The sequence below is a fragment of the Microbacterium sp. 11MF genome (assembly GCF_000383475.1).
Classification (GTDB): Bacteria; Actinomycetota; Actinomycetes; order Actinomycetales; family Microbacteriaceae; genus Microbacterium; species Microbacterium aquilitoris.
Window position 1 is genome coordinate 843,356 of the sequence record NZ_KB911459.1, and the last position, 17,008, is coordinate 860,363.

At 69.4% G+C, this 17,008-nt stretch carries 23 protein-coding genes; 18 read left to right on the forward strand and 5 right to left on the reverse strand.

Annotated elements, in window-relative coordinates; translation table 11 throughout:
* The first annotated feature begins 95 nt into the window (after positions 1 to 95).
* Genes H286_RS0104095 through H286_RS0104105 form a run of 3 tightly spaced genes read left to right on the forward strand, consistent with a single transcriptional unit; the run spans position 96 to position 1,853 of the window.
* The gene (locus H286_RS0104095) at positions 96 to 413 is read left to right on the forward strand and encodes an excalibur calcium-binding domain-containing protein (RefSeq protein WP_020097204.1); all 318 of its coding nucleotides are present in this window, start codon (positions 96 to 98) and stop codon (positions 411 to 413) included.
* A gap of 22 nt (positions 414 to 435) precedes the next feature.
* Positions 436 to 1,308, forward strand: coding sequence for a signal recognition particle-docking protein FtsY (ftsY, locus tag H286_RS0104100; RefSeq protein WP_028497387.1), 873 nt, complete (start codon positions 436 to 438; stop codon positions 1,306 to 1,308).
* Between the two features lie 44 nt (positions 1,309 to 1,352).
* Entirely contained in the window at positions 1,353 to 1,853 is a 501-nt protein-coding gene (locus tag H286_RS0104105) for a DUF2004 domain-containing protein (RefSeq protein WP_018188053.1), read from the forward strand.
* Between the two features lie 5 nt (positions 1,854 to 1,858).
* On the opposite strand, the gene H286_RS0104110 is transcribed toward H286_RS0104105, so the two are convergent.
* The 3 genes from H286_RS0104110 to lipB all read right to left on the reverse strand — a co-directional run bounded on the left by H286_RS0104110 (position 1,859) and on the right by lipB (position 3,950).
* A complete protein-coding gene (locus tag H286_RS0104110) occupies positions 1,859 to 2,185 on the reverse strand; it encodes a hypothetical protein (protein WP_018188052.1) in 327 nt (108 codons plus the stop codon).
* Between the two features lie 128 nt (positions 2,186 to 2,313).
* A complete protein-coding gene (gene lipA, locus H286_RS0104115; RefSeq protein ID WP_026302967.1) occupies positions 2,314 to 3,312 on the reverse strand; it encodes a lipoyl synthase in 999 nt (332 codons plus the stop codon).
* Positions 3,309 to 3,950, reverse strand: coding sequence for a lipoyl(octanoyl) transferase LipB (gene lipB, locus H286_RS0104120; protein WP_020097206.1), 642 nt, complete (start codon positions 3,948 to 3,950; stop codon positions 3,309 to 3,311). Before lipB ends, lipA begins: the two co-directional genes overlap by 4 nt.
* 61 nt (positions 3,951 to 4,011) lie before the next feature.
* On the opposite strand from lipB, the gene H286_RS0104125 reads away from it, so the two are divergent.
* Entirely contained in the window at positions 4,012 to 4,593 is a 582-nt protein-coding gene (locus tag H286_RS0104125; protein ID WP_018188049.1) for a TetR/AcrR family transcriptional regulator, read from the forward strand.
* 12 nt (positions 4,594 to 4,605) lie between these two features.
* The gene (gene ffh, locus H286_RS0104130) at positions 4,606 to 6,156 is read left to right on the forward strand and encodes a signal recognition particle protein (protein ID WP_020097207.1); all 1,551 of its coding nucleotides are present in this window, start codon (positions 4,606 to 4,608) and stop codon (positions 6,154 to 6,156) included.
* A gap of 6 nt (positions 6,157 to 6,162) precedes the next feature.
* Here ffh and H286_RS0104135 read toward each other — a convergent pair whose 3' ends face one another.
* Positions 6,163 to 7,320 carry a glutamate--cysteine ligase gene (locus tag H286_RS0104135; protein WP_020097208.1) on the reverse strand — a complete coding sequence of 386 codons (1,158 nt, stop codon included), beginning with the start codon at positions 7,318 to 7,320 and terminating at the stop codon, positions 6,163 to 6,165.
* A 185-nt stretch (positions 7,321 to 7,505) separates the two neighbouring features.
* Here H286_RS0104135 and rpsP point away from each other — a divergent pair, with 185 nt between their 5' ends.
* The 13 genes from rpsP (at position 7,506) to H286_RS0104200 (ending at position 16,503) form a co-directional block, all read left to right on the forward strand.
* A complete protein-coding gene (gene rpsP / locus H286_RS0104140; protein WP_020097209.1) occupies positions 7,506 to 7,916 on the forward strand; it encodes a 30S ribosomal protein S16 in 411 nt (136 codons plus the stop codon).
* Positions 7,917 to 7,920: 4 nt separating this feature from the next.
* On the forward strand, positions 7,921 to 8,151 hold the full coding sequence (locus H286_RS0104145; RefSeq protein WP_018188045.1) for an RNA-binding protein: 231 nt from the start codon (positions 7,921 to 7,923) through the stop codon (positions 8,149 to 8,151).
* Between the two features lies 1 nt (position 8,152).
* Positions 8,153 to 8,770, forward strand: coding sequence for a ribosome maturation factor RimM (rimM, locus tag H286_RS0104150; RefSeq protein ID WP_020097210.1), 618 nt, complete (start codon positions 8,153 to 8,155; stop codon positions 8,768 to 8,770).
* A 1-nt stretch (position 8,771) separates the two neighbouring features.
* Positions 8,772 to 9,479 (forward strand): tRNA (guanosine(37)-N1)-methyltransferase TrmD, encoded by a 708-nt coding sequence (gene trmD, locus H286_RS0104155; protein WP_028497388.1) that lies wholly within the window; start codon positions 8,772 to 8,774, stop codon positions 9,477 to 9,479.
* A 48-nt stretch (positions 9,480 to 9,527) separates the two neighbouring features.
* Positions 9,528 to 9,995 (forward strand): hypothetical protein, encoded by a 468-nt coding sequence (locus H286_RS0104160; protein ID WP_020097212.1) that lies wholly within the window; start codon positions 9,528 to 9,530, stop codon positions 9,993 to 9,995.
* Between the two features lie 168 nt (positions 9,996 to 10,163).
* Positions 10,164 to 10,511: a 50S ribosomal protein L19 gene (rplS, locus tag H286_RS0104165; RefSeq protein ID WP_018188041.1), complete on the forward strand. Its 348-nt coding sequence runs from the start codon at positions 10,164 to 10,166 to the stop codon at positions 10,509 to 10,511.
* 132 nt (positions 10,512 to 10,643) lie between these two features.
* A complete protein-coding gene (gene lepB, locus H286_RS0104170; protein WP_026302965.1) occupies positions 10,644 to 11,375 on the forward strand; it encodes a signal peptidase I in 732 nt (243 codons plus the stop codon).
* On the forward strand, positions 11,375 to 12,034 hold the full coding sequence (locus H286_RS0104175) for a ribonuclease HII (RefSeq protein ID WP_018188039.1): 660 nt from the start codon (positions 11,375 to 11,377) through the stop codon (positions 12,032 to 12,034). The genes lepB and H286_RS0104175 overlap by 1 nt, the downstream gene beginning before the upstream one ends.
* A gap of 39 nt (positions 12,035 to 12,073) precedes the next feature.
* Positions 12,074 to 12,397, forward strand: a complete 324-nt coding sequence (locus tag H286_RS0104180) for a DUF2469 domain-containing protein (RefSeq protein ID WP_018188038.1) — start codon at positions 12,074 to 12,076, stop codon at positions 12,395 to 12,397.
* Positions 12,398 to 12,487: 90 nt separating this feature from the next.
* A complete protein-coding gene (locus H286_RS0104185; RefSeq protein WP_020097213.1) occupies positions 12,488 to 12,850 on the forward strand; it encodes a YraN family protein in 363 nt (120 codons plus the stop codon).
* Positions 12,847 to 14,373 carry a YifB family Mg chelatase-like AAA ATPase gene (locus H286_RS0104190; RefSeq protein ID WP_020097214.1) on the forward strand — a complete coding sequence of 509 codons (1,527 nt, stop codon included), beginning with the start codon at positions 12,847 to 12,849 and terminating at the stop codon, positions 14,371 to 14,373. Before H286_RS0104185 ends, H286_RS0104190 begins: the two co-directional genes overlap by 4 nt.
* On the forward strand, positions 14,370 to 15,536 hold the full coding sequence (gene dprA / locus H286_RS0104195) for a DNA-processing protein DprA (RefSeq protein ID WP_020097215.1): 1,167 nt from the start codon (positions 14,370 to 14,372) through the stop codon (positions 15,534 to 15,536). Before H286_RS0104190 ends, dprA begins: the two co-directional genes overlap by 4 nt.
* A 73-nt stretch (positions 15,537 to 15,609) precedes the next feature.
* On the forward strand, positions 15,610 to 16,503 hold the full coding sequence (locus H286_RS0104200; RefSeq protein ID WP_018188034.1) for a tyrosine-type recombinase/integrase: 894 nt from the start codon (positions 15,610 to 15,612) through the stop codon (positions 16,501 to 16,503).
* Between the two features lie 5 nt (positions 16,504 to 16,508).
* Here H286_RS0104200 and H286_RS0104205 read toward each other — a convergent pair whose 3' ends face one another.
* Positions 16,509 to 17,006: a murein hydrolase activator EnvC family protein gene (locus tag H286_RS0104205; RefSeq protein ID WP_018188033.1), complete on the reverse strand. Its 498-nt coding sequence runs from the start codon at positions 17,004 to 17,006 to the stop codon at positions 16,509 to 16,511.
* Positions 17,007 to 17,008: the final 2 nt, after the last annotated feature.

Sequence of the window (17,008 nt, forward strand, 5' to 3'; positions counted from 1 at the left end):
ACCGCGTCCTGTGTGTAGCCTGTGAGCGGGGGAACACGACGTATCCCACACGATCGACAGGGGTGGGAATGAAGGTTCGTACGAGCGTTCGCCGGATGGCGATGATCGCAGTTCTGGCCGTCGGGCTGGCGGGAGCACCGGCGGCGGCAGCCGTCGCAGCACCGGGGCCGGCGGCGTCGGTGACGGCGGCGCGGATGGTCCCGGCGGCGAAGCCCGTCGTGAAGACCTACAAGAACTGTACGGCGCTCAACAAGGTGCATCGGGGCGGTGTCGCGAAGGCCGGCGTCACTCACAACAAGGTCAACGGGAAGAAGCGGGCCTTCGGGGTGCGGCCGACGTTCTCGACGGCGCTGTACAACGCCAACAAGAAGATGGACCGCGACAAGGACGGCATCGCCTGCGAGAAGGGCTGATCCGGTCAACTAGCCTGGGATCATGGCGGAGAGCTCCTGGTCCCTTGGTCGCGCACTGCGCGGGTTGTTCGTCAAGCCGACGATCGATGACGACACGTGGGAGGACCTCGAGACGGCTCTCCTGACGGCTGACTTCGGTCCCGACGTCACGGAGCGCATCGTCGACGAGCTCCGCGAGAATGTGGAACGGTTCCGGACCACGGATCCGAAGGACCTCCAGCGGATGCTGCGCGAGACCCTCGAGGAGCATTTCGCGAAGTTCGACACGACCCTCCGCCTCAGCGAGCGTCCGGCCGTCGTCCTCGTGGTCGGCGTGAACGGGGTCGGTAAGACGACGACGATCGGCAAGTTCGCCCACTACCTCCGGCGCTTCGGCCGAAGCGTCGTCGTCGGCGCAGCCGACACCTTCCGCGCTGCGGCCGTCGACCAGCTCGCCACGTGGGCCGAGCGCGGCGGGGCGGCGATCGTGCGGCCTCAGCAGGAGGGGCAGGACCCGGCATCCGTCGCGTTCCAGACGATCGACTACGCGATCCGCACCGGGACCGAGATCGTCCTGGTCGACACGGCGGGTCGGCTGCACACCAAGGCGGGTCTCATGGACGAGCTCACGAAGATCCGTCGGGTGATCGAGAAGCAGGCTCCGATCAGCGAGGTCTTGCTCGTGCTCGACGCCACGACGGGGCAGAACGGTTTGATGCAGGCTGAGGCGTTCCTCGAGCACGCGGGTGTCACAGGCCTGGTGCTCACCAAGCTCGACGGGTCGGCTCGCGGTGGCTTCGTCCTCGCCGTGCAGGAGCGCACCGGTATCCCGGTGAAGCTCCTCGGGCAGGGTGAGGGGGTCGGCGACCTGACCGGATTCACGCCTCACGTGTTCGCTTCGGCGCTCGTGGATTGAGCGAGTCGGTCGCGCGCGGGCCCCGAGGCTGGTTTCATTGAGACATGGCGATCGAGCACGACTACTTCGGACTCCTCGAGTCCGGACCCGACGGGTCGATCTTCTGGTCTGAGGTCGTGGACTTCGGTGATCAGCGGGTCACCGTCGACCTGACCGCGCCCGATCAGGATGACGTCTCCATCGACGCCCTCGACGTGGCCGCCGCGATGATCGCCGCGCTCGAGTCGATCGACCTCCGGGCCCGTAACGCGATGGTGTCCGAGCTCGACGACCGGACGAGCGAGGTGACCGAGTTCATCCTGCAACAGCAGGAGATTCTCGGGGAGGACATCGAGGACTTCCTCGTGGACGTCTCCGGCGACACGCACATGGACGTCATTCGTTCCCTGCAGCTGATGAGCATGACGATCCTCGCCGACGAGCACGGGGGCAAGGATCCGTTCGCCGTCCTCGAGTACGCGCTCGACCCCGACTCGACCGACGATGTGCTTCTCGTGAACCTCGATGTCTCCGGCGCGGTGCAGTCGGTGACCAGCGCCGACTGACCCCGTCACCCCTTCGACGCGTGGGCCCATTCGAGGGCGTCCCGCAGCGTCGCGAGGTCGCGGTACCACGTGCGGACTTCGACACGGCATCGCACCCGCTCGATGCGGGTGTCGTACTCACCGCACTCGGCGAGTGCCTCCGAATCGGTGGGCGGGTACTCCGCTGAGCCGTCGTAGTAGTGGATCTCGAAGCCGTTCTCCGCGTCGCCGGTGACCGAGACCACGGTGTCGGCGGGTGGTTCCGCGGTGGGCGCCGAGGCCGTCACGTGGGGGAGGACTGCCGCCGAGAGGGCCAGCCCGAGGGCGGCGGTGACGGTGAGAGGTGTGCGCATGATTCTCCTTCATCGGGATGCCGAGGTCCGGCATCCCGATGAAGGTACGGGCGCCCTGCTCCACCACGTCCTGCCGGTACCGACCCGGCGGAGACCGTCGCACTGAGGGCAGCTGTGGAGGAAGCGGGTCACACCGCCTGGGCGAAGCCGGCCTCGTCGGCCTCCGCGGCCAGATGCGCCAGGGCGGCCGGGATCTCTCGCCCCTTCGATCGCATCGATCGTGCCCACAGCCGGCCCGCCCGGTAGGACGACCTCACGAGCGGGCCTGCCAGAACGCCCAGGAAACCGATCGATTCGGCGAGTTCGCGGAGTTCCACGAACTCCTGCGGCGTGACCCAACGGTCCACGGGCAGGTGCCGGGGCGTCGGGCGCAGGTACTGGGTCAGCGTGATGATGTCGGTTCCGGCGGCGTGGAGGTCCCGGAGGGCCTCTTCGATCTCGTGTCGCTCCTCACCCATTCCGAGGATCAGGTTCGACTTCGTGATCAATCCGGCATCCCGTGCCCGGGTCAGGACTCCCAGCGACCGGTCGTACCGGAATGCCGGTCGGATCCGCTTGAAGATGCGCGGCACCGTCTCCACGTTGTGGGCGAAGACCTCCGGCCGAGCCTCGAACACGACGTCGAGGAGTCCCGGATCGCCGTTGAAGTCCGTCGCGAGCAGTTCGACCCCGGTTCCGGGATTGTCCGCGTGGATACGGCGGACGGTCTCGGCGTTCAGCCAGGCGCCGCCGTCGGGGAGGTCGTCGCGCGCCACGCAGGTCACGGTGGCGTACCTCAATCGCATACGGCTGACGCTCTCGGCCACGCGCCGAGGCTCATCCGTGTCGTAGTCCGCCGGCTTGCCGGTGTCGATCTGGCAGAAGTCGCAGCGGCGCGTGCACTGGGAGCCGCCGATGAGGAACGTCGCCTCCCGGTCCTCCCAGCATTCGAAGATGTTCGGACAGCCCGCCTCCTGGCAGACGGTGTGCAGGCCTTCGTCCTTCACCAGTGTCTGCAGGGCCTGGTATTCAGGGCCCATGCGGGCCTTCGTCCGGATCCACTCGGGCTTGCGTTCGATCGGGGTCTGCGCGTTGCGGACCTCCAGACGGAGCATCCGACGGCCCTCCGGCGACGCGGACCCGCTCATGCGGCGACCTCCGCCCCGAACTCCTCGGCGAACGCCGCGCTGACGGTCGGCAGCACCTCGGCGGGGGTCAGGTCCCGACCGAGGACCGTGCTGAGGGTCGTGACGCCGGCGTCCGCGATCCCGCACGGGATGATGCGGCTGAACGGCTCGAGCGTGTTGTCGCAGTTGAGGGCGAATCCGTGCATCGTGACGCCGGCCTGCACCCGGACCCCGATCGCCGCGATCTTCTCGACAGCTCCCCGGTGTTCGACCCACACCCCGCTGCGGCCGTCCACGCGCATCCCCGGGACGCCGAAGGATCGGGTCACGCGGATCAGGATGCTCTCCAGCCGACGGACGTGAGCCACGACGTCGACGGGCTCCGTCAGGCGGACGAGGGGATAGGCCACCAACTGGCCAGGACCGTGCCACGTGATCTTGCCCCCTCGGTCCACGTCCACGACGGGCGTGCCGTCGATCGGCCGCTCGTGGGCCGCGGTGCGCGCGCCCGCGGTGTAGACGGCGTCGTGCTCGAGCAGCAGCAGGGTGTCTCCGCGGCGGCCGTCGACGATTTCGGAATGCAGCTGACGCTGCAGCGCCCAGCCCTCTCGGTAGGGCACGAGGTCGGGCGACAAGCCGACCGTCCGGATCTCGATCACGTGAGCCTCCTCAGGGGTTGTTGGACTGCGTGCAACAATACGCCCCCGGTAAGCTCGTCGCATGACGTCCGGCCGGCCCCGCGCGTCGTCTCGGGAAGTCCTGTCCGAGGCGGCCTGCGAGCTCTTCCTCGAGCGCGGCTTCGACGCGACCTCGATCACCGACATCTCCCGTCGCGCGGGCGTGAGCCGGTCCAGCTTCTTCAACTACTTCGAGTCGAAGGAAGCGATCCTCTGGTCGTCCCTGGACGAGCGCATCGACCGCCTTCGTGGCGACGTCCCGTTCATCGACCCGGCCGCTGCTCTCACGACGCTGTGCCGCGACCTCGAGCCCGACAGTCTCGCCCTCGCTCTGGTCAACACCGAGGCCATGGGGCTGACCGACGAGCTCGAGCGCGGCGCCGCGGTGCGCCACGCCAGGATCGCGCGAGCCGTCGCGGCATCCGTCATCGCACACGGCGCCGATCAGGTCGAGGCTGCAGTGTGCGGCGCGGCGCACGCCGGAGCCGTGATGGTCGCCATCGAACGATGGGCGCGCGGCGGGGTGGCCCGCGCGACGCTGGCGATGGAGCTGGCGCACGCCCTGGTTGTGGCGGAGGTCACTCTCCCGTGGAGCCGGGCGGGGGACTCCCGCTCTCTCGACTAAACTCGATCCATCATGGCTACCTTCGGCACGCTCTCCGATCGTCTCACCGAGACCTTCCGCAACCTCCGCACGAAGGGGAAGCTGTCGCCCGCCGACATCGACGGCACCGTGCGCGAGATCCGTCGCGCACTGCTCGACGCTGACGTCGCACTGCAGGTCGTCAAGGAGTTCACCGGCAAGGTGCGCGAGCGCGCACTCGGTGACGAGGTCAGCCGGGCGTTGAACCCGGCTCAGCAGGTCGTCCAGATCGTCAACGAGGAGCTCGTCGCCATCCTCGGCGGGCAGCAGCGCCGTCTGCAGTTCGCCAAGCAGCCCCCCACGGTCATCATGCTGGCCGGTCTCCAGGGGTCCGGTAAGACGACGTTCGCGGGAAAACTCGCCAAGCAGCTCGAGAAGGACGGTCACACTCCGCTCCTCGTCGCGTGCGACCTCCAGCGCCCCAACGCCGTCAACCAGCTGACCGTCGTCGCGGAGCGTGCCGGCGCGGCCATCTACGCGCCCGAGCCGGGCAACGGCGTCGGTGACCCGGTCAAGGTCGCCCGGGACGGCGTCGAGCACGCGCGACGTCAGCAGTTCGACACCGTGATCATCGACACGGCCGGCCGCCTCGGCGTCGACGCCGAGCTCATGAAGCAGGCCGCCGACATCCGCAAGGCGACCGCGCCGGACGAGGTCCTCTTCGTCATCGACGCGATGATCGGTCAGGATGCCGTGAACACGGCCAAGGCGTTCCAGGACGGTGTCGACTTCACCGGTGTCGTGCTCTCCAAGCTCGACGGCGACGCACGCGGTGGTGCCGCGCTGTCCGTGGCCTCCGTGACCGGTCGCCCCATCATCTTCGCGTCGACGGGTGAGGGCCTCGACGACCTCGAGCCCTTCCACCCCGACCGCATGGCGAGCCGCATCCTCGACCTCGGCGACATCCTCACCCTCATCGAGCAGGCCCAGCAGGCCTTCGATGAGGAGGAGGCGCAGCGCGTCGCTGAGAAGCTCGCGACCGAGCAGTTCACCCTCGAGGACTTCCTCGAGCAGCTCCAGCAGGTCCGCAAGATGGGCTCGATGAAGAAGATGCTCGGGATGCTGCCCGGTATGGGGCAGATGAAGCAGCAGATCGAGAACTTCGACGAGCGCGAGATCGACCGGACCGAGGCGATCATCCGCTCCATGACGCCGGGAGAGCGCCGCAATCCGAAGGTGCTCAACGGCTCGCGTCGCCTCCGCATCGCCCGCGGCTCGGGCATGACGGTCACCGACGTGAACCAGCTCGTGCAGCGCTTCGACCAGGCGGCCAAGATGATGAAGACCGTGGCTCGCGGCGGCGTCCCCTCGATGCCGGGGATGGGTGCTGTCGGCGGCAAGCCGGGCGCCTCGAGCAAGCGCGGGAAGAAGCAGAAGAGCGGTGGCGGATCGCGCTCCGGCAATCCCGCCAAGCGCGCGGCCGAGAACGCGGGCATCACGTCGGCGAGCACGGCGGCATCCGGCTCCGGGTTCGGGCTCGGCGCACCCGCTCAGCCGAGCGAGGCCGACCTCGCCGAGATCCAGAAGCTCTTCGGCAAGGGCTGAACCGGCTCAGCCGACCGAGACGACGTCCCGGAGGCTGGGTCCGCCGCGGAATTCCCGGATGAGGTGGTGCACCACCTCGCGCAGGTCGCCGTCGGCGGCATCGGCCACCCGGATCTGTCGCTCGTAGCTCGCGCCCTGGTCGAGGATCTGCGCGACGCCGGCGAATTCCTTCGCGCAGTGGAGCTCCGCGGCGATGGGAGAGAGCGAGTCGACGATCTCGCGGAGATGGTCGGCGACGGGGCGCTGCCGCCCGTCGCGGTCGACGATGACGTCGGCCTGCAGTCCGTAGCGTGCGGCCCGCCACTTGTTCTCGCGGACGAACCACGGCTGGATCGTCGGGAGGGCCCGCCCCTCGTCGAGCATCCGCGAGAAATGCTCGGCGAGGACCTGCACGAGGGCGGCGACCGCAGCGAGTTCGGGGAGCGTTGACATGCCGTCGCACGCGCGGATCTCGATGGTGCCCCACCGTGGTGCCGGCCGGATGTCCCACCGCACCTCGGTCGAATCGGCCATGACCCCCGTGCGCTCCATGTCGCCCAGGTAGGCCTCGTACTCGGCCCACGACTCCAGCGGCCAGGGGAGCCCCGCCGTCGGGAGCTGCTGGAAGACGAGGGCGCGGTTGGACGCGTACCCCGTGCGGTCGCCGGCCCAGAACGGACTCGAGGCGGACAGCGCCTGGAGGTGGGGGAGATAAGCCGAGAGCGCGTTGATCATGGGGAAGACCTTCGACACGTCCTCCACCCCGACGTGGACGTGGATGCCCCAGATCATCATGTTGCGCCCCCACCACTGGGTCCGCTCGATGAGCTTGTGGTAGCGCGTCTTGTCCGTGACCTGCTGGTCGTACCAGCGTGCGAACGGGTGGCTGCCGGCGCAGAGGAGCTCGACGCCCAGGGGATCGGTGACCGTGCGGACGAGATCGATCGCATCCCCGATGTCGTCCACCGCCGCCGCGACGGTGTCGCCGACGCCGCTCGTCACCTCGATGGTGTTCGTCAGGAGCTCGCCCGTGACCGTGTGACGCTCGTGCCGCGTCTGCTCCTCGACCTGGTCGAGGATGCCGGGGGCCGCCGGCACGAGATCACCGGTCGACCTGTCGGCCAACATGATCTCCCATTCGATTCCGACGGACGAACGGGCGGATGTGGCGAAGGTCACCGTCATCGGCCCAGTGTGGCACGCCGATCCGGCGGTTCGCGGCATCCCTCTCCATCTGGCAGAATGGACGGTTGGACCGCCTTGCCCGACCCTCTATCCGGCTCGGAGGTCCACCGCAGAGCTCCCGCCGGGTGTGCACCCCACGCTCCAGGCGACGTTCATCATCATTCGCAACACCATTCAGGAGAATTGTGGCTGTCAAGATCCGTCTGAAGCGCATGGGCAAGATCCGTGCGCCGTACTACCGCATCGTCGTCGCCGACTCGCGCACCAAGCGCGACGGTCGCGTGATCGAGGAGATCGGCAAGTACCACCCCACCGAGCAGCCCTCGTTCATCGAGGTCGACTCGGAGCGCGCGCAGTACTGGCTCTCCGTCGGCGCGCAGCCGACCGAGCAGGTCGCCGCCATCCTCAAGCTCACGGGCGACTGGGGCAAGTTCAAGGGCGACAAGGACGCGGTCTCGACCGTGAAGACCGCCGAGCCGAAGGCTCCCTTCGAGCTCGACTCGTCGAAGAAGTCGGTCGTCAAGCCGAAGGCCGAGAAGAAGGCCGAAGCGCCCGCCGCCGACGCCGAGGCCGCCGACGCGACCGAGTCCGAGTAAGACCTTGCTGGCCGCCGCGCTCGAACACATCGTCAAGGGGATCGTCGATCACCCGGATGACGTCACCATCGCCTCCAGCTCCTCGCCTCGCGGCGAGGTGCTCGAAGTGCGTGTGCACCCCGATGACCGGGGTCGTGTGATCGGGCGCGGCGGACGCACGGCGAAAGCCCTGCGCACCCTCATCTCCGCGCTGGCCGACGGCTCGCGCGTCCGCGTCGACGTTGCGGACGACTGAGATGTCGGCGAAATCGGCCCGAACGCAGTTGCGTGTCGGGCGCCTGGTCAAGGCGCACGGCCTCAAGGGCGCCCTCAAGCTCGAGCTCTACACGGATGACCCGGACGGGCGTTTCGTCACCGGTGCCGTCTTCACGCTGCAGGTCCCGGAGTCCTCGCCCTGGCACGGCAAGACCGTGACCGTCCGCGAGTTCAAATGGATGAACTCGCACCCCGTCGTCTTCCTCGAGGGGATCGACGATCGCAGAGCGGCCGAGTCCCTCGTGCGGGCGATCCTGTGGATCGAGCAGGATGCCTCCGCTCCGGTCGTCGAAGACGACGCCTGGTACGACCACCAGCTCGTCGGGCTCGACGTCGTGCGCGACGGCGATGTCGTCGGCAAAGTGGTCCGTGTCGACCACTTCCCGGCCCAGGATCTCCTCGGAGTCCAGCTGACGCAGGACGGCGACCGCGAGGTGCTCGTCCCCTTCGTGAAGGCCATCGTTCCCGAGGTGGACATGGCTGCCGGCCGGCTGATCGTCACCCCGCCGCCAGGCTTGTTCGAAGAGCTTCCCGCCGACGACGACCACTCCGAGGGATCCTCGGACGAGGTCGCCGATGAGGACGTCCGCGGAGCCTGACGTGCGCATCGACGTCGTCACGATCTTCCCCGCATTCTTCGACGTCCTGGAGGTCTCGCTGCTCGGTCGAGCGCGCGGAGCCGGCCTCCTCGACATCCGCGTCCACGATCTCCGCGAGCACGCGACCGATCGTCACCGCACCGTCGACGACACGCCCTACGGGGGTGGCGCCGGGATGGTGATGAAGCCCGAACCCTGGGCGCTGGCGCTGGATGAGATCGCCGCCGCAGGTCACGACGCCGAGGATGCGGCATCCGGACCGCTCTTCCTCTTCCCCTCGCCTGCGGGCGAACGGTTCACGCAGTCCCTCGCCCGCGAGTGGAGCCACGAGCCGCACATCGTCTTCGGCTGCGGACGGTACGAGGGTATCGACGAGCGCGTCTTCTCGTACGCCGCGACCATCGGCCGCGTGCGCCTGGTGAGCCTCGGAGACTACGTGCTGAACGGCGGTGAAGTCGCGGCCATGGCGATGATCGAAGCCGTGGGGCGACTCGTCCCGGGCGTTGTCGGCAATCCCGAGAGCCTCGTCGAGGAGTCGCACGAGGACGGGCTGCTCGAATACCCCTCCTACACGAAGCCCGCGTCGTGGCGAGGGTACGAGGTTCCCGACGTCCTGCTGAGCGGTCACCACGGACGTGTCGCGCAGTGGCGTCGCGACCAGCAGGTCGAGCGCACCAGGACGCGTCGCCCCGACCTCCTGCCCGAGTAGCCGGAACCCGCAGAGGCCGGTCGGTCCTCGTCGTCGTAGCATCGGAGGATGCCCCTGCGTCGTGGATTCTTCTTCTGGCTCCTCCCGAGCGCGGCCATCCTGCCGCTCTGGCTCCTGGTGGGCTGGATCGTCTCGGACGCCGGTGGGTGGGCGCTCGCTTGGGTCCTCGTGATAGCGATCCCGTCCGTACTCGTCGGTCAGCTCATCCTGACCCTCCTCATCCGCTCCCGAGGGACCGTCCGGCACACGCGGACGGTGTCATGGTGGGATGCAGGCGGTGTCGGCCTCTGGCACGTCCTGACGATCGCGGTGGGCTTGTTCAATCAGACGTGGTTCTGGCCGCTCCTGATCGCAGCGACCGTCGTGTACCTCGCCGTCTTCTGGTCCTCGCTCCGGCAGCTGTTCCAGGAGGCCCGCCCCTCGGTGATCCTCCGTCGCTACACGGCCCCGGCCACGACAGGACGTCGCGATCCTTCGGTGGTCGTCCTCGAGGAGAAGCGCGACCCCCTCGTCTGATCCGGGCGCGTTTGGAGGGGGTCGGCATCCATGGCAGAATGGACGCTTGTGCCCTGACAGACCTCTGCCTCGGGGGAGTTCGGAGCCGCATCGGCGCCGACAGGGCACCGCATCCTTTCTCCTCTAACTCTCGCGATCGACCTGGGGCGGTCGCAGGAAGTGACGATCATGCAGATCCTCGACTCCGTCGACGCAGCCTCGCTGCGGTCCGACATCCCCGTCTTCAACGCCGGCGACAACGTGAAGGTCCACGTCAACATCACCGAAGGCAACCGCTCGCGCATCCAGGTGTTCCAGGGTGTCGTCATCGGTCGCTCGGGTGACGGCGTCCGGGAGACGTTCACCGTTCGCAAGATCAGCTTCCAGGTGGGCGTCGAGCGTACCTTCCCGGTGCACAGCCCCGTGATCGACCACATCGAGGTCGTCACCCGCGGTGACGTGCGTCGCGCGAAGCTGTACTACCTGCGCGAGCTGCGCGGCAAGAAGGCGAAGATCAAGGAGAAGCGCGACCGCTGAGCGCTTTTCCACGGATGCCCCGGGACACTGTCCCGGGGCATCCGTCGTTCCCGGGTGTTTCGATCCCCGGTCCAGCCGTCATGTGCGACGCTGGTGGATGGTCGCCGAACCCCGGCGCCGGTGAAGGACAGCATGACCACCGACTCCTCGTCGCCCGCCGTCGACAGCGACACGCGTCCCCGTCGCGGACCGTGGCCTTTCATCCGCGACCTCCTCGTGATCCTGCTGGTCGCGGTGCTCGTCTCCTTCCTGGTGAAGACGTTCCTCGTGCGGTCGTTCTACATCCCGTCGGGCTCGATGGAGCGAACGCTGCTGAAGGGCGACCGGATCCTCGTCGATGAGCTGACGCCCCGCTTCGGTGCGTACGAGCGCGGCGACGTCGTGGTCTTCCGCGACCCGGGCGGGTGGCTTCCGACGACCTACGAGCCCGAGCAGCCCCCGCTGACGGCTGCGCTGGACTGGCTGGGATCCCTCGTGGGCCTGACGGCGTCCGACAGCGAGGATCACCTGATCAAGCGCATCATCGGCCTACCCGGCGATCACGTGATCTGCTGCAACGCACTGGGGCAGGTCACGGTCAACGGCGTGCCGATCGACGAGACCCCGTACCTCGATCTCGGCCCCTCGCAGTCCGCCCCCGAGGAGTTCGACTACGACGTCACGGTCCCCGAGGGCTCCGTCTGGGTTCTCGGCGACAACCGCGACAACTCTCAGGATTCCCGATACCAGCAGGATCAGCCCGGTCACGGCTTCGTCCCGATCGACAACATCGTGGGGCGGGCATTCCTCATCACCTGGCCGTTCGACCGGTTCGGGACGATCGACTTCCACCACGAGGTGTTCAGAGGGGTCCCGGCGCCGTGATGGCGGCGGTCGCGCCGACGCTGACCTTGGAGCGCCGCCTGCTGAAAGAGCACTCGCTCGTCATCGCGTGCGACGAGGTCGGTCGGGGCGCGCTGGCAGGACCGGTCGCCGTCGGGGCGGTGGCAGCGGATGCCGCCTTCAGCCGCCGCCGGATACCGGAGGGGCTCCGTGACTCCAAGCTCATCGTCGAACCCCGACGCGCGGGCATCGCCGAGCGGGCGCGCGCATGGGTTCCCGCGCACGCTGTCGGGTGGGCGTCGGCGGCCGAGGTGGACGACGTCGGCATCATCCGGGCGCTCGGCCTCGCCGCGGTGAGGGCGATCGAAGGACTGGGTGCCCAGGGGGTCGACATCGACGACGCCCTGGTGATCCTCGACGGCAACCACGACTACATCACCCCCGTCTCCGCGGTGGGTCGCGGTGTCCGGCCCGTCATCAAAGCGGACCGGGACTGCGCGTCGGCATCGGCGGCATCCGTCATCGCGAAGGTCTCACGCGACGAGTACATGAGCGGACTCGACGGAGACGCCCCCGTCTACGGCTGGTCGCGGAACAAGGGTTACGCGAGCGCAGAGCATCGCGCAGCCATCGAGACCCACGGTCTGAGCGTGCATCACCGGGCGTCGTGGGCCATCGCGTCGGCGCCGACGCTGTTCTAGGTCCGCGCGCGCCGAGCGCCCGCCTAGGATGGAATCACCATGGATGACGAAGTCTTCGAGGACTACGACCGCGAGCTGGAACTGGCTCTGTACAAGGAGTACCGCGACGTCGTCGGTCAGTTCCAATACGTGATCGAGACCGAGCGACGGTTCTACCTCGCCAACGATGTGAACGTGGTCCGCCGCGACACCGAGCACGACTTCTACTTCGAGATCTCGATGACCGACGTCTGGGTGTGGGACATCTACCGCGCCGATCGGTTCGTCAAGTCGGTCCGCGTCCTCACCTTCAAGGATGTGAACGTGGAGGAACTGCAGCGTCGGGACTTCCAGCTCCCTGAAGAGCTCTCGCTCGACGGCTGAGCCTCCTCCCCAGGTCGGGTTCCGTCGCGTGGCTCCACGGGTCCGGCAGTAGCGGCGGGAAACGGATCGCGCGCCCTCGACAGTGGGGGAATGGCAGCGAAAGACGACCTCGGCCGAGCGGGCGAAGAGCGTGCCGAGAGGCACCTTCGCACCCTCGGCTACCGCATCCTCGATCGGAACTGGCGAAGCCGCAGCGGCGAGATCGACATCGTCGCCGCCCGCGGAAGGGACCTCGTCGTCGTCGAGGTGAAGACGCGACGCGGCGAATGGTTCGGCCATCCCTTCGCCGCCGTGGATGCGAGGAAGCGGGATCGCCTTTGGCGCCTGGGCGCCGCCTGGGTCGTCGCTCACCCTGACGCAGCTCGGGGGAGGCGACTGCGGCTCGATGTGATCGGCGTCACAGGCCCGGATCCCGAGTCGGCGGTCGTGGAGCACCTGGAGGACCTCCGATGAGCCTCGGCCGTACGTGGTCCGTCGTCCTCACCGGGTTGGTGGGAGACATCGTGGAGGTCGAAGCGGACCTCTCGAACCAGATCCCCGGCTTCTCCATCATCGGTCTGGCGGACAAGGCGCTCGGCGAAGCGCAGCAGCGGGTCCACAACGCCTGCGCCAACAGTGACCTCGCGTTGCCTCGTCGCCATGTGACGGTGAACCTGTCGCCCGCGAACCTTCCCAAGCGGGGTTCGGCGTTGGATGTCGCCGTGGCCATCGCTGCAGTGGCGACCGAGGCCCCGCTGGATCGGGAGTCGCTCGCCGAGACGGTCCACCTGGGCGAACTGGGTCTCGACGGCAGGCTGCGCCCCGTCTCGGGGATCCTCCCGGCCGTCCTGGCGGCCGCGCGGGCCGGCTTCCGCCGGGTCATCGTCCCCCACGGCAACCTCGCCGAGGCGGCGCTCGTGGAGGGGATCGAAGTGCGAGGCGCCGTCAGCCTGCGCGATGTCGCACGGGCGCACGGACTGGACGTGCCCGACGTCGAGACCGAGCCGGTCGCAGGCCCGGGCGACGTCGAGACCGATGAGGTGGCGACGCCCGATCTGGCTGACGTGATCGGCCAGCGCGACGCCGTCGAAGCCCTCATCGTCGCCGCGGCCGGCGGCCATCACCTGCTGATGAGCGGCCCGCCGGGGGCGGGGAAGACGATGTTGGCCAAGCGTCTGCCAGCCCTCCTGCCCGACCTCGACGACGAGACGGCCCTGCAAGTGGCGTCGATCCGCTCGCTCGCAGGTCTGCCCGTCACGACGCTTCGTCGCCGACCGCCGTTCGAAGCGCCTCACCACACCGCGTCGGCCGTTGCTCTCGTCGGCGGGGGGAGTCGGATCCTGCAGCCGGGGGCGATCGCTCGAGCGAGTGGGGGAGTCCTGTTCCTCGACGAGGCGGGAGAGTTCAGCGGGCATGCGTTGGACGCCCTCCGCCAGCCCCTCGAGTCGGGCCGCATCGAGATCCACCGGGTCGGCTTCCGTGCGGTTCTGCCCGCGCGGTTCCAACTCGTGGTGGCGACGAACCCGTGTCCCTGCGGCAACTACGGCGTCCCGGGAGGTGCCTGCTCCTGCCCTTCGCTCGCCATCCGGCGCTACCTCGGCAGACTGTCAGGCCCCCTCATCGACCGGATCGACATCGAACTGGGGTTGCAGCGCGTGTCCGCGACGCAGAGCGTGGTCGCAGGGATGTCGACGGACGAGGCGCGCGAGCGAGTCTCGGGTGCACGCGACCGCGCACGTCACCGTCTGTCCGACACCCCCTGGCGCACCAACAGCGAGGTGGAGGGAACATGGCTCCGATCCGGCCCGCTTCGCCCCGAGCCGTCGATCACGCGCCCGCTCGACGACGCGCTGCACCGTGGCTCCCTCACACTGCGGGGTTACGACCGAGTCCTCCGAGTGGCGTGGACGCTCGCCGACCTCGGCGGGCGGGGCCATCCGAATGCTGCGGACATCGGCGGTGCGCTGTACCTCAAGAGGGGAGCGTCGCCGCGATGAGCTCCGACCTCACCGCCTGGCGCGGTCGCCTGGCGGGCCTCGTGCCCGCCGCGATACTCGACGACGCGCAGGCCGTCGCCCGGCATCACGCCGCCGCAGTGTGGTCGTGTCTCACCGAGCCCGGCGACGGCGTGGCCGGCGCCCTCATCTCGGAGATGGGGGCGGTCGAGGCACTCGATGTCGCCGTCAGGGATGCCGACACCGGGAACGCGGCCGTCGACGCCGGGCGACGCCGCTGGCGTGCGCGCTGGGCGACCGTCGACGACGCCTTCGACCGCGCGAGGCGCGTCCGCGCGTCGCTCATCGTGCCGGGAAGCGCCAAATGGCCCGCGGCGGTGGAGGATCTCGGCATCCACTCGCCTCATGCACTCTGGACCCGGGGCGACGCGGAGGCGTTGCGCCGAGACGGTTCCGCCCTCGCCCTCGTCGGAGCCCGTGCGGCGACCGCCTACGGGGAGCACGTCACCGCTGAGCTCGCCACGCAACTGTCCCACCGGGGCGCGTCGATCGTGTCGGGGGGCGCGTACGGCATCGACGGCATGGCGCATCGCGCGTGCCTCGCAGCGGGCGGAGTCACCGTCGCCGTGCTCGCAGGGGGCGTCGACCGAGCATATCCAGCCGGTCACGCCGATCTGCTGGGGCGCATCGCCGGAGGTCCCGGGGTCGTCGTTGCCGAGGTCCCGTGCGGGACGGCGCCGACGAAGTGGCGGTTCCTCCAGCGCAACCGGCTGATCGCTGCGCTCGGCCGCGCGACCGTCGTGGTGGAGGCGGGCTGGCGCAGCGGGTCGCTCAACACCGCAGGTCATGCAGCAGCGCTGGGCCGACCGCTCGGGGCCGTCCCGGGACCGGTCACGAGCGCGGCGTCGGCGGGATGTCACCGGTTGCTGCGGGAGTACGACGCGCGCTGCATCACGTCGGCGGACGATGCCGCGGAACTGTACGGCGGCGCGGAGACATCCGGATCGACGTCGCCGGACAGGACGGACGATCGGACGCGCGTCCTTGACGCCCTGAGCTTCCGGAGTCCGAGGACGCCGGAGGATGTCGCGCTCCGGGCGGGATTCGCGCCCGAAGAGGCCCGAGGGCTCCTCGCGGTGCTCGAGCTCGAGGGGCGGGCTCGGCGCGGTCCGGACGGATGGCGGCGTTCAGCGTCCCCGGGATGAGGCGGCGCCTCCGCCGCGCATCGGCACGCCTCCCGCCGACACGGTCATCGCGCGGCATCCTGGGAAGGTGCGTATGTCGGCGGCGGTCCTGCTCTACACGGAGCACGCGGAACGCGTGCGCCGGCTCTCCGCCGCCACGGTGCGGGCGTATCGCTCCGACCTCGCGGACCTCGCCGTTTTTCTGGGCGACCCCGAGCTCGACCGCATCGACGTGGAAGACCTGCGGGAGTGGCTGTGGGCGGCGACCCAGCGCGGCACTGCGCGGGCGAGCCTTGCTCGGCGCACCGCATCCGTGCGCGGCTTCTTCGCGTGGGCGGCGGGGGAGCGATTGCGCGAGGACGACCCGACCCTGCGGCTCGTGACCCCCAAGCGCGGCCGCACCCTCCCCGCCGTCGCGTCGTCGTCGTCGCTTCAGCACGCCCTCGACGATCTGCGCGTCGAGGCTGACGCCGCGGGGGACCCGATTGTCCTCCGCGATGCCGCGCTCCTCGAACTCCTCTACGGTTCGGCCCTGCGGGTGTCCGAAGCCTGCGGCCTCGATCTCGACTCGCTCGACCGCGGAGCGGCGACGGTCCGGGTGTTCGGTAAAGGGGGCAAGGAGCGCGTCGTGCCCTACGGGGCGCCCGCAGCTCTCGCGCTCGACGCCTGGATCGTCCGTGGACGGCCCGCCCTCCTCGCCGGTACGGAGGCATCCGCGCTCTTCCTCGGCGCGCGCGGCGGACGCCTGGGCGTGCGCACCGCGTACGACGTCGTCCGCCGCATCGTCGGCCCCGTCGTGGGAGCGGATGCCGTCGGCCCCCACGCCCTCCGCCACTCGGCTGCCACGCACCTGCTCGACGGCGGTGCCGACCTCCGCGCGGTGCAGGAACTCCTCGGGCACGCGAGCCTCGGGACGACGCAGATCTACACGCACGTATCCACCGAACGACTGACCGCGGCCTACCGGCTGGCCCACCCGCGCGCCTAGGGCGCTCAGCAGCAGGGCAGCAGCACGGCCCGTGGGACGCGACCCATCAGCGCGAGGGGGTTCACGTACTCGCCGTCGTGCCGCACGCCGACGTGGAGGGAGCCCGGCCCTGCATGACCGCCCTCGGAGATCCGGCCGATGGGGTCGCCGGCCCGCACGACGTCACCGGGGGCGACGGTCGGCGTCACGGGCTCGACGCTCGTGACCCATCCGCCCCCGTGATCGATGCTCACCACCCCGCGATCGACGACGGTGCCGGCGAACGCCACGACCCCGTCCGCGGGCGCCGCGACCACGTCGTCGGCGGGCCCGATGTCGATGCCCCGATGCCCGGGTCCGTAGTCGTGCGCGGGCGCCTCGAAAGGAACGAGGACACGGGCTCCGCTCACCGGTAGCCGCCAGGAGGGCGGCGGGTCCTCCGCGGCAGCCGCGCCCCAGGGCGCCAGAGCGAGCAGAAGGGCGAGAGCCGCGGTCGACGCGGGGGAGCGAAGGATGCGGTGCATCC